The sequence below is a fragment of the Bacillus sp. A260 genome, assembly GCF_009861435.1.
Lineage (GTDB): Bacteria > Bacillota > Bacilli > Bacillales > Bacillaceae_G > Bacillus_A > Bacillus_A cereus.
Genome location: NZ_CP046398.1, coordinates 5,171,390 through 5,191,909, shown reverse-complemented (window position 1 = coordinate 5,191,909; position 20,520 = coordinate 5,171,390). Strand labels below are relative to the sequence as shown.

The window sequence follows — 20,520 nt, the reverse complement described above, 5'->3', positions numbered from 1 at the left end:
TATCCTTTCTAAATGTATTTGCTAGGAAAGGATATATTGTGGAAAGCTTACCAGGTCAAGGAAGAATTTTTGTGAGAAGGGGAAAATGAGATGACAAATATAAGAAAGATTGCTGAACTTGCTGGAGTATCTGTTTCAACTGTTTCACGTGTACTAAATAATCATCCGTACGTAAATGAACAGAAACGAAAAGAAATTTTAGCGATTATAGAAGAATTAAATTACACGCAAAACGTGAATGCAATTCATTTAGTGAAAGGAAAAACGAATGTAATTGGCGTTTTATTGCCACACGTAAATGATCAATATTATAGCGCTATTATCGAGGGGATATCAAAAGAGACAGCAAAGAATAATTATAATATGATGCTTTGCCAGACGAATTATAGTGAAGAAAGAGAACTAGAAATTTTGAATATGTTAAAAATGAAAAAGCTTGATGGGGTTATTATTTGTTCTCGGATAAATAGTAAGGAGAAGCTTGAAGAATATACGAAATTCGGCCCGATTGTTATGTGTGAAGAAATAGATTCGAAGTATATTTCAAGTGTCCATATCGATTACTACAAAGTATTTTCACGTGGGATGAAAAGCTTAATAGATGCCGGTCATACACGTATTGGATATTGTATTGGAAGAAGTAATAGCGTTAATAGCCAAAGACGAAAGAAGGCGTACGAAGATTCGCTTCAACAGAGTATCGTAACATCGTTAGAGACCTGGAAATTTGAGGGATGTTTTACAGTGGAAGATGGACGCAATGTAATTAGAGAATGGGCTCATATGTCAGTAAAACCGACGGCGTTCCTTGTATCTTGTAACCATATTGCAGCGGGGATGGTTACAGAAGCAAAAAAACAAGGAGTTCGTATTCCAGAGGATATTACGATTATCGGGTGTGATGATCAAGAGGTGGCAGATATATTGGGTATAACGACGATTTCGCATTCTAGTAAAAACGTTGGAGTGAAAGCGTTTGAATTATTATATGAAAAGATTAATGAAGAGAAATTAGATGTGAAGCATATAGAGTTATTACCAGAGTTAGTAGATAGAGAAACGACATAATTGAGAAGGTGTGAAAATCGCTTTTCAAAATTTCGTTTGGTATAATTATGGACAATCTATGAGGGCTAAAAGGGGTTTTGATATGAGATCAAAAGTAGTAAAAGTAATTCTACTCATTACAATTGCATCTTTCTGTTTATTTGCATATGGCTTTGTTTCAGGTGTAAATGATGTATTAAATCCGAAAGCTTCAAATTTAATTAAAAAGACCGATGTAGTGGCAAAAGAGAAAAAGAAAACGGGAACGTTACAAATCGTTAGTTTAGGTGATTCATTAACGCGTGGCGTTGGTGATAAAGAAGGAATTGGCTATGTTGGGCGAATGAAAGAGGATTTACAAAAAGATTATAAGCAAAAAATTGCATTAACAAATTTAGCAGTTAGTGGTGCAAAAATGCCCGATTTATTAAAACAAATTGAAAGTAATGGCGCTCAATATTCAATTAAGCAAGCAGATGTAATTGTGTTAACGATTGGTGGAAATGATTTGTTCCCAGGCTGGGAATCACTTGGGAAAATAGATTTAGAGACGTATCGTCCTGACACAGAGACGTTTCAAAATGAAGCAAAGAAAATTATAGAAGAAATTCGTAAATTAAATACAGATAGTCCGATTTTTTGGCTTGGTTTATACAATCCTTTTGAAGATGTAGAAGATTTAAAAGGGTCTTCAAACATTGTTGTGGACTGGAATGCATCTTTAGAGAAATTAGCGCTAAACGATAAAAATGTGTATATTACACCGACATTTGATTTATTCCAAAACCGCGGGAAAGATTTATTATACTCTGATCATTTTCATCCGAACGAAGTAGGTTATACGTATATGGCAGAACGTTTAGTTCAAAATGTTGTAAGTAAATTAAAACTAGAACAAGGAGGGGTAAAATGACGACGATACTTTCCGTACGAGACTTGAAGAAGGTAATTGGAAAGAAGACTCTTGTAGAGAATATTTCCTTTGATGTAAAGCAAGGAGAAGTATTCGGGTTCTTAGGACCAAATGGTGCTGGAAAGACGACTACCATTCGAATGTTAGTCGGATTGATTAAGGCGACAGAAGGTAAGATTTCTATCGGTGGTTATTCGATTAAGGAAAATTTCAGAAAAGCGATGCGTCAAATTGGGAGTATCGTTGAAAACCCAGAGTTGTATACATATTTAACGGGATGGGAAAATTTAAAGCAATTTGGTCGTATGTTAGGTGATATATCAGATGAACGTATTATTGAAATTGCTGAAATGGTTCATTTAGATGAAAGAATTCATGACAAGGTAAAAACGTACTCACTTGGTATGAAACAACGCCTTGGAATTGCGCAGGCGCTCCTTGGAAATCCGAAATTGCTCATATTAGATGAACCAACGAATGGTTTAGATCCAGCAGGGATTAGAGAACTTAGGGAATTTATACATAAGCTTGTAAAAGAAGAAAATATGAGCGTGTTTATTTCAAGCCACTTGCTAAGTGAAGTGCAAATGATATGCGATCGCGTTGCTATTATTCATAAAGGAAAGATGATAACAGTTGCCAAGGTTGAAGAATTAATTAAAACAGCAAGTGATCGTGTAGAATGGATTGTTACACCGATTTCTAAGGCGAAAGATATGCTAGAAGCGGCCGAAGAAGTAAGGGAAGTGAGTGTAGAAGGCGATCGATTACTATGCCGCATGGATATTGCATCTATAAGTAGTTGGAATAAACACTTTGTCGCAAATGAAATAGATGTACATAGCGTTAAGGAGCTTGTATTTACGCTAGAAGATTTATTTATTGAACTCACAAGGGGTGAGCAGCATGCGTGAATTTGCGAATCTAGTTTTAAATGAATCAGAAAAGATTTACCGCAAGAAACGTATTTTTGTTGTCATGCTTATTTTAGCAATCTTGATCCCGCTTTTTGTGTATGCGCAGTATCGTGAAATAGAAACGACACAAAAAAGACTCGGTACAACTGATTGGAAGGTTTCATTGCAACAGCAAATTGTTGATTCTCAGAACCGGTTGAACAATTCTAGGTTGCCAGAAGAATGGCGTGATTGGTTAAAGGTAAGAGTTGAGCAACAACAATATTATTTAGATCATGATATTAATCCGATGGCACCGGGTGCACCGACTTTTGTCAGAGCATTTATTGAACAAGGAATTACATTATTTATTCCGCTTCTCGTAATGATTGTCGCCATTGATATCGTTTCAGGAGAACGAAGTGATGGGACGATGAAGATGTTACTTACGCGGCCGATTCGGCGCTGGAAAATACTCCTTAGTAAATACGTGACGATGTTATTTTTCATTTCGCTCATACTGTTTCTTGTAGGTTTGTTTGCTTACATATTATCAGGGCTTGTATTTGGGTACTCGGGATGGAATTTACCTGTTTTAACAGGATTCGTCATTGATAAGGAAACGTTAAATACGAACTTTGTGCATCTTATTCCGCAGTGGCAATACATCTTAATGGCGTATGGACTAGCCTGGTTTGTTGCTATCGTTGTCGGAACTATATCATTTATGGTCTCTGTTTTAATTCGTAATACACCAGCTGGTATGGGCGTTATGCTAGCTGCATTAATTGCAGGCGGTATTTTAAGCTCGTTCGCAACATCTTGGGAAGGCGCCAAATATATTTTTAGTGTGAATTTATCATTAACGGATTATTTATCAGGAAAATTACCTGCATTACAAGGTTTATCGATGGGATTTTCTTTGATGAATTTAACTGTTTGGGCAGTTGTTTCTCTTGTTATTTCGTTCGTAGTATTTACAAGACAGGATATGGTGAATTAATTAGACAGGAAGTGACAGTATGGAAAATGTTTTAAAGAATGATTGGGAGCCACTATTGGCACCAGAATTCGAGAAAGAGTATTATCTTACTCTATCCAGTTTTTTGACAGAAGAATACAGCACGCATGTTGTTTATCCGAAGGTAGAAGATATTTTTAACGCTCTTCAGTATACAAGTTATGAAAATACAAAGGTTGTCATTTTAGGGCAAGATCCATATCATGGACCGAATCAAGCGCATGGTTTAAGCTTTTCTGTGCAACCTGGTGTTAAAACACCACCGTCATTGTTAAATATGTATAAAGAACTTCGAGATGAATATGGTTATGAAATCCCGAATAACGGTTATTTAGTAAAATGGGCGGAACAAGGAGTATTATTACTAAATACCGTATTAACAGTTCGTCAAGGCGAAGCAAATTCTCATAAGGGAAAAGGATGGGAGCACTTCACAGATCGTGTAATTGAACTGTTGAACGAACGTGAAAAGCCAGTTATTTTCATATTGTGGGGGCGCCATGCGCAGGCGAAGAAGAAATTAATTACGAATCCGAATCATCATATTATCGAATCTGTACATCCAAGCCCATTATCGGCAAGACGTGGTTTCTTTGGTAGTAAGCCATATTCTAAAATAAATACGATTTTAGCTAATATGGGCGAAAGAGAAATTGATTGGGAAATTCCAAATTTATAAATAGAAAAGGTAGTTAACAGTTGTTAACTACCTTTTTATTATCATTGTTGCTCGTTCTTTAATTTTGCATCTAGTACAAAAGTACCAAATGGGATAACTGATGAAACGAATGCTCCAAGTGCCCATAAAATTGATTTACGGTGTACGATTGTTACTTGAATTACTGCAAAGATGAATAGAATAAATAGAACACCATGAGCCATGCCTGTAATTTTAACAGCTGTTGCAAATCCTGCGAAATATTTCAATGGCATTGCTACAAATAATAGTAATAGGAAAGAAATACCTTCAACTAGTCCAATTGCTCTTAATCGTCCGATTGGTGTAGATAACATAAAGTAGCCTCCTTTAACGTATGCTTGTATATAGTAAATTTGTATTCTTTTTCAAAATAAAATAGTCTATTTTGTTTCATTATATACAAAAAGAAAGTTTACACTACGAGAATAGTGCAAAGTTCAAAATATAGTCACAAAAGCATGAGAATTTAAATAAAAACCTATTTGAAGTATTTGACTTCAAATAGGTTTTGTGAATGAAAATATTAAACAAGTACATCCGTTTTTAAAACGAATTTCTCTACAACTTTTGCAACACCATCGTTCATATTTGTATCTGTTACGTAGTTTGCAATTTCTTTAATATCCTCAGGTGCATTTCCCATTGCAACGCCAAGACCAGCAAATTCAATCATTGCTTGGTCGTTATAGCTATCGCCCATTGCGATAACTTCTTCACGCTTAATGCCAAGCTTTTGAATCAGTTTGTTTAAGCTCGTTCCTTTTGTAACACCGGCTTCTGTAAATTCTAAGAAGAATGGTTTCGAACGCATCACGCTTAATTGGCCTTCTAGTTGTTTTTGTAGTTTCTTTTCAACTTCAACAAGGCGTTCAGCCTCTTTATTCATTAATACTTTTACTACAGGCTCTTTAACTGCGGCTTTAAAGTCATCTACTACAACAATTGGCATACCGGTAATATCGCCCTCAATTTCAGTATAAGGATTATTTTCTTCCGTTACGATATCATCGCCCATATAAGTATGAATCCATACATCTTCAGTTTGACTAATTTCAAATAGGTTGTGAACGATTTCAGGAGATAGCGTACTACTAAAGATTTCTTCGTTTGTTTTACAGTTAATAATTTTTGCACCATTAAAAGATAGAATGAAACTGCCGTATTCTTCTAAACGAAGTTCTTTGGCTACATTGCGCATACCAAACGTTGGACGTCCAGAAGCAAGTACAACCTTTACACCTTGCTCTTGTGCAGTCATTAACGCTTCTTTCGTACGAGGTGAAATAGTATGGTCATCACGTAATAAAGTATCATCTAAATCTAAAACAATCATTTTATAAGTCATATAGAAAATTCCTTTCTTTAATTGAAATCAAAATACATGTTCATGAAGATGTTGAGGAATAATAGTAAGACATCAAACCTCTTTGAAAAGAAGTAGATAAATTATTATGAGTTGTTGCTCATAATATTGGTTAATAATCATTGGGGAAGAATAAAACCCCAATGATTAAAGTTTGATTTTATCGTAACAACTCTAAAGGTAGAGTGCAATAATGGAAGTTTTCCAATTTAAGATATTTGTTTTGCAGCGGAACGAGAAAATAGTATTTCTAGCAAGATTGCCATTACAGATCCAAGAACGAGACCATTACTTAAAAACGATGCTAGAAATGGTGGAAGTGTGGAATATGCTCCTGCTGGAACAAACATAACTCCGACTCCTGTAAAGATTGAAAGACCGGCTACTTTAAATAATCGTTCTTTATCCTGGACAGTTTCGTATTCTCGAAAGGCGAGACCAATCATGCTTGCGAATACAGGATAAATAGCGGCATAACCAACTGCAACAGGGATTGCTGCAAAGAATGAAGTAATCTTTGGAAATATACTAACGACAATAATAAAGCTTGACCCTAATATAAACGGGAGACGTTTATAAATATTAGTCGTTGCAATAAAACCTGCTGATCCAGAAATAGCGACAGGCCCAATAGCTGAAAATAGGCCGCCTAGCAATTGGTTGATTCCTGTTATAATGCCAGCTTGTTTAAAACGATCTGATGCAGCGTTTTCTTCATATTTAGAGACAACCTTTTGTACAACGCGAATACTTGCTAACATATTTGTTAGAAGTAAGAGTGTAACGAAAATGACCGTAATTACCATGTTCCATTCAACACGAGGCATTCCGAAAACAAATAAGGATGGAAAACGGATTATGTCTGTCACTGGTGTTATTGGATTAGATAATCCGAAACATGCGAATAATATCCAGCCGCATACGATACTGAAAAGAACGGAATATTGTCCAATAATAGGTAGCTTCATGATGAAAAAGGATAGTAAAATAACAATGAGTGAAAGAATAAATACGTTAGGTTGTACTTCTGTATGTTTTCCATCAAGGCCAAACATTCCCTTTAAGAAGGAGCCACTAAGCTGCGCGACAAGAAGAAATAAATATGTTCCAATGACTGTCGGTGTAAAATAGCGAACGAGTTTATCAATAAGTCCAAAAACGCTAAGAATAATACAAATAATACCGCTTAATAAGAAAGCATATTGAAGAACTTTAAGTGTCTCATTGCTTGATCCAAATAATACGACGCCTAAACTCGCATAAAGGGAGAAAATTCCCCACCAAAGGCCAGCAGGACCTTCTTGAATAGGAAGTTTATGCCCAAATATAGCTTGCAAGAGACCAGCAAAGCCTAGAACAAATAATGTTCTTTGTACGAATGCAATGGCTTCAGCGCCATCAAGACCATAACTAGTTGCGACACTAATTGGTACAATAAGGCTTCCAGCTAAAATAAATAGTGCCCATTGTAAGGCGGAAAGAAATGTCTTCATTATATCAACCTCTTTCATAGATTCCGTATCTAGTATATACGTATTTTATTTCCACTGGCAAAGATTGTAGATAGAGAAAAGAGTTGAAACACGGTATGAATGCACGTAAGCAATTATGGATAGCAGTTATATGTATGACTTTTGTTGTAATTCTAGGAACGATAGGATTTATGACGATTGAAGAGATTAGTTTGTTTCAAGCATTTTGGATGACAATGATTACTGTATTGACTGTTGGATACGGAGATGCTGTTCCTGTAACGCAAGCGGGGAAAGTATTTGCGCTTCTTATTATTCCTGTTGGCGTAGGTATTGTTACGTATGCAATTGGGGTAGTGGCAGCTATGATTATTGAAGGGAATTTATTTCATGCAGTACGGAGGAAGAAGATGGATAAACAAATAGCGCAGTTGAAAAATCATATTATAGTATGTGGTTGCGGTAGAGTGGGGCTTCAAGTTGTACATGAATTGCAAGAAAAGAATATTCCATTTGTCGTTGTTGATAAAGATGAAAGTATATTGGAGCAGGAAAAGCTTTTATTTGTACATGGAGATGCAACGGAAGATCAAGTATTACATAATGCCGGAATTTTAAAAGCAGCTGGTTTAGTTGCTATTGTTGCAAATGATGCCGAAAATGTATTTATTACATTAACAGCAAGAGGGTTAAACGATACGATTAAAATTGTGGCGAGATCTGAAAAGCCAGAAACTGAAGAGAAATTAAGGCGCGCCGGTGCAAATAAGGTTATTAATCCATCTAGTATGGCAGGTGTTCATATCGCAAAAGGTATTGCAAATCCATTAACCGTTCATTATATTGATACAGTGTTGTATGGAATAGAACAGTCATTTGTCATTGAAGAAATTCTAGTTGGAAAAGATTCAATATTAGTTGGTAAATCGTTACTAGAGAGTAATGTAAGGAATCAGTTTGATGTAACAATACTAGCGATTTCAAGAAATGGGGATATTATACATAATCCAGCAGGGCAGGAAAAATTGAAAGAACGTGATATGATAATAGTATTTGGTTCAGTAGAGAAATTGGGACAATTCGAGAAAGAATTACAAAGTACGAGGTGATAAGGAATGCAAATATCTAGCGACAAGATTTTAAATAAAATGGCGAATGAAATTGCGAAGGCAAAAAGTAGTGAAGGACAAAAGTCAAAAGAACATTTATTAGTTGTGCGTGCTTTATGTGACTTATTATTAGATGAACAAGTTGAAACATCTATATATAGAGAACCGCAAATTCCATCGCAAGTAATTGGATCACAACCAGTAACAACTATGCAACCAATTGCACCTGTTTCTGGGGAGCCGGTATATATAAAAGAAAGTGATGCAAACGGTAATTCTTTATTTGATTTTTAGAAGATAAATCGTTTGGCTTATATGAAAAAATTGCTTATGATAAAGGTAAAAAAGGGGAATTAAGATGAAAATTTTCTTTTTACTAGGTTGTATTGCAGCGGGGCTATCTGTTGCGTTAGGGGCCTTTGGAGCACACGGTTTAGAAAATAAAATTTCTGCGAAAATGTTAGAAGTTTGGAAAACAGGCGTTACATATCAGATGTTTCATGCAGGTGGATTATTCGTAGTTGCTTTATTGATGGATAAGGTTCAATCATCACTTTTAACTACTGCTGGTTGGCTAATGGTAGCTGGGATTATTATGTTCTCAGGTAGTTTGTATGCATTAAGTACGACAGGCATTAAGTTCTTTGGCCCAATTACACCTCTTGGTGGTGTAGCGTTTATTGTGGCGTGGATTCTAGTAGGGACTGCAGTTGTAAAAGGATTATAAAAAACAAAAGCTGGCATTTGCCAGCTTTTTTTATGGTCTTGGAGTATAAGTTGCTTGTTGACTAGGTAAATACGTAATTTCTTCTGGAAATTCTACGTAATCTAAGTAGATCATTAATAGTAAATAGCGTTTTCCTGATTGCGGTTCACTAATAACGATATGGTCACGGCCAGCTGCTTCAATAATACCTGTATAAGATTGTGTACCAAGGGAACTGCCACGTTCATAAGTCATTACAACTGTAGCTTGCTTACCTTTGTTTAAACGAAGGATATTTTCAATATAGGATTGCTCTAGAGGTAACATGCCTTGAGAAATTGCATATTGAGCTTGCGCAGCTTGAGCTGTTTGTTGTTGCATCGCTTGCTGCTGTTGTTGAGTCATTTGTTGCGGTTGTACATAAGTTCCAGATGGTTGATAAAAACCTGTTCCATAGTACGGATTTTGTTGCTGTGCCATTCAAAAATCCCTCCTCATTTTCATCTCTTAATATACGCTAGGGCAGTCTTCGCCAGATGGTTGGAAGAAGCAGTGCTTTTTGAAGCGACCAGAGTTTTGTTGGTTATACCAAGTTGGCGGACAAGGACCTTCAGGTCTAAAGAACCATAAGGCAAAGTTAGCGGGCCAAAAACGTTGTCCTTGAATAGTTCGCCTTGCTAAGGCGATATCTTGTTCCCTGGCTCTTTGATAAAAATACCCTTTTTGTGTTGCCTCAAAACCACCAGGATTTTGATAAACCATTTGACGTAAATTACGTATTTTTCTAAAATCTAAACAATTTCCGCGGACACGATTTACTCCAACGTTTCCGACCATTAACATTCCTTGTTGCCCTTCTCCTTCGGCTTCAGCACGCATCAGTCTAGCCAACAACTTTACATCTTCTTCGTTATAAGCAATAACGCCCATTATGTGTCACCTCTCTTTTTGTAATACCTTTTGGAAAGAGGTTTATCCCGCATTAACGGGCAGTAAGACTCCTGCCCTAAAATTTGGTTGAAGTAAAGAAATTAGATGGGAGATCAAACTGCCCGTAAACGCCCGATTGGTTCAACTAATAATCAGCGGGGGATTCCCCCACTGATTAAAGTTTCACTTTATCTCTAGATGAAGTGTGTAACAATTACTAGTTCATACGTATGAGAAAAAGGACTCAGATATGACAACCAAACGAAGTTTTACATTGAGAGTGGAAAATAAAAAAAGCTAGCGTGAGCCAGCTTTTTTATTAAAAAATTTTAGACCATAAGTTTGAGAAGAAATCACCAATAGAGCGCATTGTTAACACAAACCAATTTGCTTTTTCAACTTCCTCTGTCGTTTTTGCAGTAACTTTCATACTTTTACTACCGTCTAAGAAACCATATTTATCAGTTGATTCTAAAGTAATTGAGCCTACTTTGGTATCTTTCTTAATAGGTGCAACTAAATGTCCATCTTCAGAAAGAGATTTATCTAATTCAGTTCCAATTTTATAAGGCTCTTTGCTACCTTTTTTCGCAATTACTGTTATTTCTTTTTCGGGTGCAACAGTTACTTGGTCTTCTTTTCCTTTTACTACAGAGATTGTATTGTTTTTATTAACTTTTAGTTTTTGTTTTTCAAAGTTATTAAATCCATATTCGATTAATTCACGAGATTCCGTGAAACGTTCATCCATTGATTTTGTTTTAATAATAACCGAGATAAGACGTACATCACCACGTTTAGCAGTAATGGTAAATCCGTATCCAGCTGTATCAGAACTTCCGGTTTTTAAACCATCAGTACCTTCATAAGCGAAAGCAGCTCCTGGTAACATCCAATTCCAGTTTTCCATACGAATTGGTTTTGGGTGATTGTCTGGGAAGTTTCTAAATCTTTGTTTTGTATCCTCTAGCATTTCTGGATACTTTGTAATCATTGCTTTTGAAAGCATACCCATATCACGAGCTGACATAGAGTTTTCTGCATTTGGATCAGTACCCTCAGGATGTTTTCCTTTTAAGTCAGCGTTATTTAAGCCAGTAGCGTTTACAAATTTATATTTCTTTAATCCTAGCTTTTTAGCATGTTCATTTGCAAGATTTAAGAAGTTTTTCTCACTTCCTGCAAGAAGTTCTGCTAAAGCAATACTAGATCCATTTGCAGAGAATATAACAATAGAATGATATAATTCTTTTACAGTATATTGACGTCCTTTTTCGAACGGTACATTAGAGAATTCATTATTACGAGAGACTTCATAAGCGTAATCAGAAATATTTACTTTCGTATCCCATGTGATTTTTCCTTCTTTAATTGCTTCTAAAACAGCGTAAACAACAATTAATTTTGACATACTAGCAATAGCTAGCAATTCATCTGGATTTTGCTCGTGAAGTATTTTTCCTGTATCTGCATCAAATAAAAGTGCAGCCGCCGCCTCAATATGTATTTTTTCTTCCGCATGGGATGTTGTTACTCCTAAGGAAGAAATTGACAATACAAGCAATAGTAAAATAGACAAGATTTTTTTCATATAGATTATCACCTTCGCATCGTTATTTAGCATATAGCTCGTATCATTTTAGCATATCTTTACATATAAAAAGGTTACAATTTTACAAGAAATTTGAAAAAATGTTGGTTTTTCTTCAAAAGTGCAGAAAAAAGGAGATTTTTGAGGATAAATATAGAGAAGAATAAAAAAAGGAACGAATTTCGTTCCTTTTCACCATTTATATGTGTAAAAATTTCTCTACTTTTTCGTCTGGTAAAATGTTTCCAACGAAGAATGTTCCAAATTCACCATAACGAGCACTTACTTCATCGAAGCGCATTTCGTATATAAGTTTCTTAAATTGAAGAACATCGTCAGCGAATAATGTTACGCCCCATTCGAAATCGTCGAATCCAACAGATCCTGAAATCACTTGGCGTACTTTACCTGCGTATTGACGACCAATTTTACTATGGCTGTACATCATTTTTTTACGTTCTTCCATAGGAAGCATGTACCAGTTGTCATCACCTTGGCGACGCTTATCCATTGGATAGAAGCAAATATGATTTGCTTTCGGTAATTCAGGATATAAACGAGCTAAAATTTGCGGGTTTTGGTATGGATCCTCATCAGCTGGAAGGTAGTTGCTTAATTCAACAACAGATACGTAAGAATATGCAGGAACCATATATTCAGCTAAAGTTGTTTTATTCAATTCTGTCTCAATTTCATTTAACTCTTCCATTGTTGGACGTAAAATCATAAGCATAATATCAGCTTTTTGGCCAACAACTGTATACATTGCGTGACTACCTTTTTTCGCAGTAGCTACTTCGTTCCATTTTTCAACGACATTTAAAAATTCAGACACTGCTTGTCCGCGTTCGTCGCTAGATAATGTTTTCCATGCAGCCCAATCAATAGAACGTAAATCATGTAAACAATACCAGCCATCTAACGTTGTTGTTGCTTCACTCATTCTATTCACCTCAGTTAATGATAGTTTTACACGTTAACTATAGCATATATAGTTTTAAAATCATCTATATAAAACCTTGGCGCATAAAATTGTCACATTTAAGTGTTTAAGCAAGGTGAATTTAACGGCTGAATTTTATGAAAATATAATCATTTTTATTTTATCTATTTTTTGGGAGCTATAAGTTTAAAATATAGAAGAAAAGCAGTATTCTTAAAGATAGAGTTTTTTTAACATATGTAGGAGGGTTTATTCGTGAGCAACTTATTTACAACAGTAAAAGAAAAAGTTCAAGGAAAAGGCATTTCTATCGTACTTCCTGAAGGAACTGATGAAAGAATTTTAGGCGCTGCAGAGCGTTTAGCAAAAGAAGAGTTAGTAAAACCAATCTTAGTTGGTAATAAGGAAGAAATTAGCGCAAAAGCTGCTAGCATGAATTTAACATTAGCAGGCGTTGATATTTACGACCCAGCTACATACGAAGAAATGGATGCAATGGTAGCATCTTTCGTTGAACGCCGTAAAGGTAAAGCAACTGAAGAAGACGCTCGCAAAATCCTTAAAGACGAAAACTACTTCGGTACAATGCTTGTATACATGGGCAAAGCACACGGTTTAGTAAGTGGTGCAGCTCACTCTACAGCTGATACAGTTCGTCCAGCACTTCAAATTATTAAAACAAAACCAGGCGTTACAAAAACTTCTGGCGTATTCATCATGGTACGTGAAGAGGAGAAATATGTATTCGCTGATTGCGCAATTAACATTGCACCAAACAGCCAAGATTTAGCTGAAATCGGTATCGAAAGTGCGAAAACTGCTGAGTTATTCGGCATTGATCCACGCGTTGCTATGTTAAGCTTCTCTACAAAAGGTTCTGCGAAATCTCCAGAAACAGAAAAAGTTGTAGAAGCAACTCGCATTGCAAAAGAAATGGCTCCTGAGTTAACTTTAGATGGAGAATTCCAATTCGATGCTGCATTCGTACCATCTGTAGCTGAGAAAAAAGCTCCAGGTTCTACAATTAAAGGTGATGCTAACGTATTCGTATTCCCAAGCTTAGAAGCTGGTAATATTGGCTACAAAATCGCTCAACGTTTAGGTAACTTCGAAGCAGTAGGACCAATCTTACAAGGCTTAAACATGCCTGTAAATGATCTGTCTCGTGGATGTAACGAAGAAGAAGTGTACAAGTTAGCTTTAATTACAGCAGCTCAAGCACTTTAATTCTATAATGAATTGAAATAAAGACCGTCGCTATAATAGCGACGGTCTTTATTTTTCTAAGCCAAGTGCTTTATTATTACGATCAATAATACGTTGTAAATTCGTCTCATATAAAGGAATCTCATCTATTGTTAATTGAGATGGTGTTAACTTTGGAGCGAATTGCTGCAATGTTTTTAAAAGACGCATCATTAAATCTTGTACTGTAATGGTTTCGCCAAGTAATTCTGAGAGTGAGGCCATCGTACTTGGTACAATTTCAGGGTACGTAAAGCGTGTTTCTTCCCCTTGAATTGCTAGGTTGTAGAAATCACGAACGAGTGCGGCACGCTCAGAGCCACTTCCGGTAGCACAGAGATAAATTTGGACAGCGACACCGCCGCGAATACGACGTTGTGAAATACCAGCGAATTTTTGATCGCGAATACTTAAGTCATAACTACCAGGACAGTAAGAGCCAACAATTTCTTTTGCCTCGATAGTAACGTTGTAATCCTTTAACATCTCCTTAATTAAATGCCACATCGTATCGTATCCAAGATCAATATCGATACCTTTTTCTGTTTCTTGGAATAAAAGTGATACGTTTAAAACACCTTCATCAAGCACGACTGCAAGCCCGCCAGAATTACGAACAATAACATTGAAGTTGTGTTGTTTTAAAAAAGAAATACCTTCTTCTAAATGCGGAAGGCGTGAATCTTGAATGCCAAGGACAATTGTATTGTGATGAACCCAAGAACGCATTGTTGCGGCTGACTTGCCATTTCCAATGCTTGTGCATAATGTGTCATCCATTGCGAATGACTGAAGTGCATGGAATGTTGGTCCCAAACTAGACTGATCTACAATGCGCCACTCTGGCTGAGATAAAATGGAACGGGAATTGCTCATATAACTAACCCCTTATCTTTAAAATGACAATCTCTATTATAGCAAAAAATGAAGAATGGAGTTTTCTCACATATAAAGGGGGAGCTTAAAGGTGAAAGAATAAAAAGGATGCATTACATGCATCCTTTTTATTCTGCAATTTTTTCTAAATTACCGTTTCGGTCCATTCGGAAAGATGTTTGAGAACGTTCTTCGTCATCCATGACTGCCAATTTACGAGCACGGTTCATAATGTTCATAAGTGTTTCGTAATCTTCTTGTACAGTATGAGATTGCTTTTCTAATTTTTCTAGTTTCTTTTCTAGTTCCTCATTCCGAAGGATTTGTGCTTTAATTTCTTGTTTCAATCTCGTATTCTCGTTTTCAAGAGCTGTCACTTTTATATTTGAAGATCCGACTGTTTGTAAAAAATAAATAACATCTTGCATTGTCATAGAGCTTCTTGCAGCAGGAGCAGTAGATTCTTGATATGGAATAGCTTCTTTATATTGTACGATTGATTCTTCTTGTACTAATTCTTCATAATCAGTTATCGAATCTGAAGCTGGTGGTGTATAAAGTAAACGTTTTTTCGCTTGTTCACCGCTTGCAGCACGCATTTTATCTTTACGATGTTTTTTTGCTAGTTGAAGAGCTTGTTCATAGCTATAGCGAACAACAGCATTCCAGCGGAAACCACAAGCAGCAGATGTACGATTTAACTGATCCCCTACTTCCTCAAATGCATTTAATTGCGTACTTCCTTCTCTAACATGACGAAGTACCGTTTCAGCAAGTAATAAATCATCCTCATCTGTCCAAGCATCTTGTCTTACTTTCATAGATTCAACTCCCTTTCTTTTTATGAACTTCCTATTTTTATAATGGGCAAAAAAATAAACTTTTATACAAAGCTTTTAAAAATATGGTAGATTTCGATGAAAGGTAAAAATTTTCCCATGAATGGTGAGCGCTTCTGTAGGAGAGCATATAAATATGTATCATTATGTAGAGAATAGGCTTTGTAGGGAAACTTGCAACGAGCTTCAAAGAGCGGTAAAATACCATTTAGTGTTTATTTTTAAATGTACTTGAGAAAAGTTTAAAATAGAGGAAGTGTTATGTAATGGGAAACGAGTTTCGCGTGTGCGATGACTGTCAGGCAACGAACATTAAAACGTTAGTTCCGAAGTTAAAAAAAGTAGATTCATGTGCAACGATTGAAGTTGGATGTCAGTCTTACTGTGGTCCTGGTCGTAAAAAATCATTCGCATTTGTAAATAACCGTCCAGTTGCGGCTCCAACAGAAGATGAGTTAATCGTGAAAATTGAAGCAAAGTTAAATAAGTAAGAAAAAGAAGAGTGAAAAGATTACTCTTCTTTTTTTATGCCCATAAGAGGAATGATTTATTCTGCGAAAGTACTCTTGTGTGGACGAACATTTTCTAAAGGATGAACATAACTTTTGTATTAAAATACCAATTTGTATAAATTTATATTTCAAAATAATGGTTGACAGTCTTTTAAAGCGATAGGTAGAATAGAAGTGTCTGATTCTGAGAATCATTATCAGGGAAATAACAATTCACCTAATTTTTTTATTACTATTTGAGAATAAATTTCATTTCAATAAATATATGTTGTTGGTTAGGATGGTTGAGGGATGGAAGCGAGCGCAAGCAGTATAGAACAGCAAGAAGAGAATGTTAAAGAGATTAAGAGCAGACCGCTCATCGCTTCTATTATTTTAGTAGCGGGTACAATTTTGTTAGCTTTAAGCATGGCAGTTTCTATTTCTTTTGGGGCTGCAGATATTAGTTTAAAGACTGTATGGCAAGCTGTATTTCAGTTTGATGGGTCTATTACACATCATAACGTAATTCAAGAGCTTCGCATGCCTAGAGCAATAGGGGGCGTAGTTGCAGGTGCCTTTTTAGCGGTATCAGGAGCAATTATGCAAGGTATGACGCGAAATCCACTTGCTTCACCATCGTTAATGGGGATTACAGATGGAGCTGTATTTGGAATTGCAATTATGTATGCATTTTTCCCTAATTCACCTTATTTAATGTTTGTTATCGCATCTTTTATTGGAGCTGCGTTTGGTGCAAGCATTGTATATGGAATTGGATCTTCTTCACCAGGTGGATTAACACCTGTGAAATTAGCTTTAGCAGGTGCAGCTATTAGTGCTTTATTAGGGGCAATTTCATCTGGAATCGCATTGTATTTCAATCTTGCCCAAGAGGTGAGTATGTGGAATGCAGGCGGAGTCGCTGGAGTGAAATGGCAAAGTATTAATATGTTAGTGCCAATTGGCCTTATTTGTCTTTTTATCGCAATTATGATGTCGAGATATATTACAATTTTGAGCTTCGGTGAAGAAATTGCGATTGGACTTGGTCAAAATACGACATTGATTAAATTTATCGGAACAGTACTTGTTCTTGTTTTAACGGGTTCCGCAGTTTCCATGGCAGGATCAGTTGGATTTGTTGGTCTTGTAATTCCGCATATGACTCGTTTCCTCGTAGGCTCGGACTATAGATGGGTTATTCCATGTTCTGCGGTCTTAGGTGGGCTGTTAATTGAATGTGCAGATATGTTATCTCGCGTTATTAACCCGCCATTTGAAACGCCAATTGGAGCAATTACAGCGCTAATTGGGGTTCCATTCTTCCTCTACTTAGCACGTAATGAAGGGAGAGGAAAGATGTGAGGACGAGTGTCTTAACAAAAAAGAACATTTCTATATTAACGATTTTAGTAGGACTAATCGTTTCTATATTTCTTATTAGTTTAAATACAGGAACTTTTAAAATCCCGCCAATGGACGTATTAAAGTCATTGGTTGGACTAGGGGCTGAAGATCAGTCTGTTATTTTATTTGAATTCCGTATGCCGCGTATGGTAATTGCTATACTAGTCGGATCTGCTTTAGCTATGTCAGGCGCGATTTTGCAAGGTTTATCACGAAATCCGCTTGCTGATCCAGGTATTATAGGTATTAATGCTGGAGCGGGATTAACAGTTGTTATATTCGTCTACTTCTTCTTCGGGAAAGTAGGGACTGGTACATTTTTATCTGTATTCATTCTCCCATTCTTCGCACTAGTTGGAGCGATATTAGCAGCGGTAATTATTTATTTACTAGCATGGAAAGACGGCGTTTCATCGACTCGATTAATACTAGTCGGTATTGCCGTTGCAGCTGGATTTGGAGCTGTTAGTTTAATTTTCTCTATGAAGATGTCATCTAACGATTTTCGTTTTGCTACGATTTGGCTGGCGGGAAGTCTATGGGGTACAGATTGGAAATTCGTATTAAGTGTACTTCCATGGATGGTTATTTTCTTACCGCTTGCTATAAGTAAAGCACACATATTAAATGTAATGAACCTAGGCGATTCTACAGCAGTTGGCCTTGGTGTAAACGTAGAAAAAGAAAGACGTAAATTATTATTTATTGCAGTTTGTTTAGCGGGGGCATCTGTTGCTGTTGCCGGCGGAATTGGCTTTATCGGTTTAATGGCCCCGCATTTAGCAAGGCGCCTTGTTGGTGGTAAACATCAAATTATGTTGCCCACAGCTGCGCTAATAGGAACGTTTTTACTTTTATTCGCAGACGTAATTTCAAGAAGTGTACTAACAACTTCAGAAATACCAGTCGGTCTTGTTATTTCTGTAATTGGTGCACCGTATTTTATTTATTTACTTATGAGGACAAAATAAAGGGAGGCTTTTCGTATGGCAACTTTAGCGGTGGATGCGGTATCGGTTGGCTATAATGAAGGTTTAATTATTGATGGATTAACAGTTGAAATTCCGGAAGGGAAAATTACAACAATTATTGGACCAAATGGTTGTGGGAAGTCCACATTATTAAAAACGGCGTCTCGTATTTTGAAGGCAAAGCAAGGTACTGTTTATCTTGACGGAAAAGCAATTGAGAAACAGCCAACGAAAGAAATTGCAAAGAAAATGGCGATTTTACCACAAACTGCAGAAGTGCCAACGGGTCTTACTGTATTTGAGCTTGTGTCATATGGAAGATTCCCTCATCAAAAAGGGTTTGGCACGTTGAAAGAAGAGGATTATCGCTACATTAACTGGGCACTTGAAGTGACAGGAATGAAAGAATTTGCGAATCGTCCAGCAGAAGCGCTATCAGGCGGTCAACGTCAACGTGTTTGGATTGCAATGGCTCTTGCACAAGGAACAGAATTACTTGTATTGGATGAACCAACGACGTACTTAGATATGGCTCATCAATTAGAAGTATTAAACTTATTGAAAAAGTTAAATGAAGAAGAAGGTAGAACGATTGTTATGGTTATCCATGACTTAAATCACGCTTCCCGTTTCTCCGATCATATGATTGCATTAAAAGCAGGTAAGTTAATGAAACAAGGAACGCCAGATGAAGTTATGACAAGTGAAACACTTCGTAACGTATTTGAGATTGAAGCTCAAATCGTTCCATGTCCAGTAAACTGTAAGCCAATTTGTTTAACATATGATTTAGCGATGATTAGTAATCAATTGCGTAAAAAAGCATAAGTAGAACCCCCTCGTGAAGAGGGGGACTTCTAATGGACGTTGAGCTTCTTATATAAGAATGGGAAGTTGAACGCCCGTTAGAATGGGTTATTAACAACAATTAATAAATATATATTAATTAATTGTTATCTTTGTTTCTTATAGTTCGTTGTAACTTATAAGATAAATACAGCTAGAAGGAGTGGGAACATGAAGAATTTTAAAATGGCACTATTAGCAATGGTACTAGTTGTGACTTCTGTACTATTTGCAGCTTGTTCTAACAAAGAAGAAGAAGAAAAGAAATCAGATGCAAAGACTGAAGAGCGCACTGTAAAACATGCAAAAGGGGAAATTAAAATTCCTGCAAACCCAAAGAAAATTGCTGACCTTAGTGGTTCAACAGAAGAATTATTAATTTTCGGTATGAAACCGGTTATTACTGCTAATACATCTCAAGAAAAAATTGATGCACATATTGAAAAGAAACTAAAAGACGTTAAACCAGTTGGTTCTGCTTGGGGCGATAAAATTAACATCGAAGCAGTAGCTGCTGCAAAACCAGATTTAATTCTTGTAAATAATCGTCAAGAAAAGATTTATGATCAATTATCTAAAATTGCACCAACAGTTATGTTAAACACTCCATTAGATCAATGGCGTCCAAAATTTGAAGAAGTAGGTCAAATCTTTGGTAAAGAAAAAGAAACAAAAGAATGGTTCAAAAAGTATGATGAAAAAGCAAGCAAATTACATGACAAAATCGTCGCTAAAACTGGTGAAGCAACATTTATGAAAATGGCTGCATATCCAAATGCTTTCCGTGTATACGGTGACTACGGTTACGGTAGCGTAATCTTTAATGATTTAAAACTACCAGCAGTTAAAGGTACACCAACTGATAAACCGTTAGTACAAGTACAAAAAGAAGCTTTAATTGATTACAACCCAGATTACTTATTCGTGTTTACAACTGGTGACGGTTCTCAGCGCTTGAAAGAATTCCAAGAAGAATCAATTTGGAAAAACATGAACGCTGTTAAAAACAACCACGTATTTACAATTAAAAATGAAGACTTAAACAAAGGTTACTTCCCACTTGGGAAAGATATGATCTTAGACGAAGTTGCTGAATTCGTTTTAGGTAAATAATGTATAAAGGAAATCACTTTTACTTCGGTAAAGGTGAT

General features: G+C 36.2%; 23 protein-coding genes. 14 read left to right on the top strand and 9 right to left on the bottom strand.

All coding sequences use genetic code 11. The features are described from left to right. Positions 1-90 precede the first annotated feature (90 nt). The 5 genes from GD442_RS26365 to GD442_RS26345 are packed head-to-tail and all read left to right on the top strand — an operon-like array spanning position 91 to position 4,556. Positions 91-1,068, top strand: coding sequence for a LacI family DNA-binding transcriptional regulator (locus GD442_RS26365; RefSeq protein WP_000181974.1), 978 nt, complete (start codon positions 91-93; stop codon positions 1,066-1,068). Positions 1,069-1,078: 10 nt separating this feature from the next. Beyond that, positions 1,079-1,960 carry an SGNH/GDSL hydrolase family protein gene (locus GD442_RS26360; RefSeq protein WP_002022849.1) on the top strand — a complete coding sequence of 294 codons (882 nt, stop codon included), beginning with the start codon at positions 1,079-1,081 and terminating at the stop codon, positions 1,958-1,960. Continuing rightward, positions 1,957-2,874: an ABC transporter ATP-binding protein gene (locus tag GD442_RS26355; RefSeq protein ID WP_000207710.1), complete on the top strand. Its 918-nt coding sequence runs from the start codon at positions 1,957-1,959 to the stop codon at positions 2,872-2,874. The genes GD442_RS26360 and GD442_RS26355 overlap by 4 nt, the downstream gene beginning before the upstream one ends. Next, positions 2,867-3,859, top strand: a complete 993-nt coding sequence (locus GD442_RS26350; RefSeq protein ID WP_001206477.1) for an ABC transporter permease subunit — start codon at positions 2,867-2,869, stop codon at positions 3,857-3,859. The genes GD442_RS26355 and GD442_RS26350 overlap by 8 nt, the downstream gene beginning before the upstream one ends. A 19-nt stretch (positions 3,860-3,878) precedes the next feature. Further along, complete coding sequence (locus GD442_RS26345) at positions 3,879-4,556, top strand: uracil-DNA glycosylase (protein WP_000432519.1); 678 nt, start codon at positions 3,879-3,881, stop codon at positions 4,554-4,556. A gap of 41 nt (positions 4,557-4,597) precedes the next feature. Here GD442_RS26345 and GD442_RS26340 read toward each other — a convergent pair whose 3' ends face one another. From GD442_RS26340 to GD442_RS26330, 3 genes are all read right to left on the bottom strand, one after another. Beyond that, entirely contained in the window at positions 4,598-4,891 is a 294-nt protein-coding gene (locus GD442_RS26340) for a DUF3817 domain-containing protein (RefSeq protein ID WP_000953396.1), read from the bottom strand. A gap of 209 nt (positions 4,892-5,100) precedes the next feature. Next, positions 5,101-5,922, bottom strand: a complete 822-nt coding sequence (locus tag GD442_RS26335; RefSeq protein WP_000221397.1) for a Cof-type HAD-IIB family hydrolase — start codon at positions 5,920-5,922, stop codon at positions 5,101-5,103. 227 nt (positions 5,923-6,149) lie between these two features. Then, complete coding sequence (locus GD442_RS26330; protein ID WP_000847034.1) at positions 6,150-7,433, bottom strand: purine/pyrimidine permease; 1,284 nt, start codon at positions 7,431-7,433, stop codon at positions 6,150-6,152. A 95-nt stretch (positions 7,434-7,528) separates the two neighbouring features. On the opposite strand from GD442_RS26330, the gene GD442_RS26325 reads away from it, so the two are divergent. From GD442_RS26325 to GD442_RS26315, 3 genes are all read left to right on the top strand, one after another. Then, complete coding sequence (locus GD442_RS26325; protein WP_000993986.1) at positions 7,529-8,521, top strand: potassium channel family protein; 993 nt, start codon at positions 7,529-7,531, stop codon at positions 8,519-8,521. 6 nt (positions 8,522-8,527) lie between these two features. Then, positions 8,528-8,815: a YwdI family protein gene (locus GD442_RS26320; protein WP_001167347.1), complete on the top strand. Its 288-nt coding sequence runs from the start codon at positions 8,528-8,530 to the stop codon at positions 8,813-8,815. Between the two features lie 64 nt (positions 8,816-8,879). Further along, on the top strand, positions 8,880-9,248 hold the full coding sequence (locus tag GD442_RS26315; RefSeq protein WP_000688315.1) for a DUF423 domain-containing protein: 369 nt from the start codon (positions 8,880-8,882) through the stop codon (positions 9,246-9,248). Positions 9,249-9,278: 30 nt separating this feature from the next. Here GD442_RS26315 and gerQ read toward each other — a convergent pair whose 3' ends face one another. From gerQ to hemQ, 4 genes are all read right to left on the bottom strand, one after another. Beyond that, positions 9,279-9,707, bottom strand: a complete 429-nt coding sequence (gene gerQ, locus GD442_RS26310; protein WP_000068652.1) for a spore coat protein GerQ — start codon at positions 9,705-9,707, stop codon at positions 9,279-9,281. A 27-nt stretch (positions 9,708-9,734) separates the two neighbouring features. After that, complete coding sequence (gene cwlJ, locus GD442_RS26305; protein ID WP_000538169.1) at positions 9,735-10,157, bottom strand: cell wall hydrolase CwlJ; 423 nt, start codon at positions 10,155-10,157, stop codon at positions 9,735-9,737. Positions 10,158-10,476: 319 nt separating this feature from the next. Next, positions 10,477-11,748, bottom strand: coding sequence for a serine hydrolase (locus GD442_RS26300; protein ID WP_000722869.1), 1,272 nt, complete (start codon positions 11,746-11,748; stop codon positions 10,477-10,479). A 199-nt stretch (positions 11,749-11,947) separates the two neighbouring features. Further along, positions 11,948-12,691 (bottom strand): hydrogen peroxide-dependent heme synthase, encoded by a 744-nt coding sequence (gene hemQ / locus GD442_RS26295; RefSeq protein ID WP_001287595.1) that lies wholly within the window; start codon positions 12,689-12,691, stop codon positions 11,948-11,950. A 255-nt stretch (positions 12,692-12,946) separates the two neighbouring features. Here hemQ and pta point away from each other — a divergent pair, with 255 nt between their 5' ends. After that, a complete protein-coding gene (gene pta / locus GD442_RS26290) occupies positions 12,947-13,918 on the top strand; it encodes a phosphate acetyltransferase (RefSeq protein WP_000067215.1) in 972 nt (323 codons plus the stop codon). Positions 13,919-13,966: 48 nt separating this feature from the next. Here the strand turns inward: pta and lipL are convergent, their stop codons facing one another. Together lipL and GD442_RS26280 are read right to left on the bottom strand one after the other, a co-directional pair. Continuing rightward, positions 13,967-14,812, bottom strand: coding sequence for an octanoyl-[GcvH]:protein N-octanoyltransferase (lipL, locus tag GD442_RS26285; RefSeq protein ID WP_000071944.1), 846 nt, complete (start codon positions 14,810-14,812; stop codon positions 13,967-13,969). Positions 14,813-14,940: 128 nt separating this feature from the next. Beyond that, positions 14,941-15,633: an RsfA family transcriptional regulator gene (locus GD442_RS26280; protein WP_000868358.1), complete on the bottom strand. Its 693-nt coding sequence runs from the start codon at positions 15,631-15,633 to the stop codon at positions 14,941-14,943. A 284-nt stretch (positions 15,634-15,917) separates the two neighbouring features. Here GD442_RS26280 and GD442_RS26275 point away from each other — a divergent pair, with 284 nt between their 5' ends. The 5 genes from GD442_RS26275 (at position 15,918) to GD442_RS26255 (ending at position 20,482) form a co-directional block, all read left to right on the top strand. Next, on the top strand, positions 15,918-16,142 hold the full coding sequence (locus GD442_RS26275) for a YuzB family protein (protein ID WP_000526071.1): 225 nt from the start codon (positions 15,918-15,920) through the stop codon (positions 16,140-16,142). A gap of 312 nt (positions 16,143-16,454) precedes the next feature. Further along, positions 16,455-17,510 carry a FecCD family ABC transporter permease gene (locus GD442_RS26270; protein WP_000388293.1) on the top strand — a complete coding sequence of 352 codons (1,056 nt, stop codon included), beginning with the start codon at positions 16,455-16,457 and terminating at the stop codon, positions 17,508-17,510. After that, positions 17,507-18,523 (top strand): FecCD family ABC transporter permease, encoded by a 1,017-nt coding sequence (locus tag GD442_RS26265; protein ID WP_001260756.1) that lies wholly within the window; start codon positions 17,507-17,509, stop codon positions 18,521-18,523. Before GD442_RS26270 ends, GD442_RS26265 begins: the two co-directional genes overlap by 4 nt. A gap of 15 nt (positions 18,524-18,538) precedes the next feature. Further along, positions 18,539-19,351: an ABC transporter ATP-binding protein gene (locus tag GD442_RS26260; protein ID WP_000212068.1), complete on the top strand. Its 813-nt coding sequence runs from the start codon at positions 18,539-18,541 to the stop codon at positions 19,349-19,351. A gap of 189 nt (positions 19,352-19,540) precedes the next feature. Next, complete coding sequence (locus GD442_RS26255) at positions 19,541-20,482, top strand: ABC transporter substrate-binding protein (RefSeq protein ID WP_000787717.1); 942 nt, start codon at positions 19,541-19,543, stop codon at positions 20,480-20,482. Positions 20,483-20,520 lie beyond the last annotated feature (38 nt).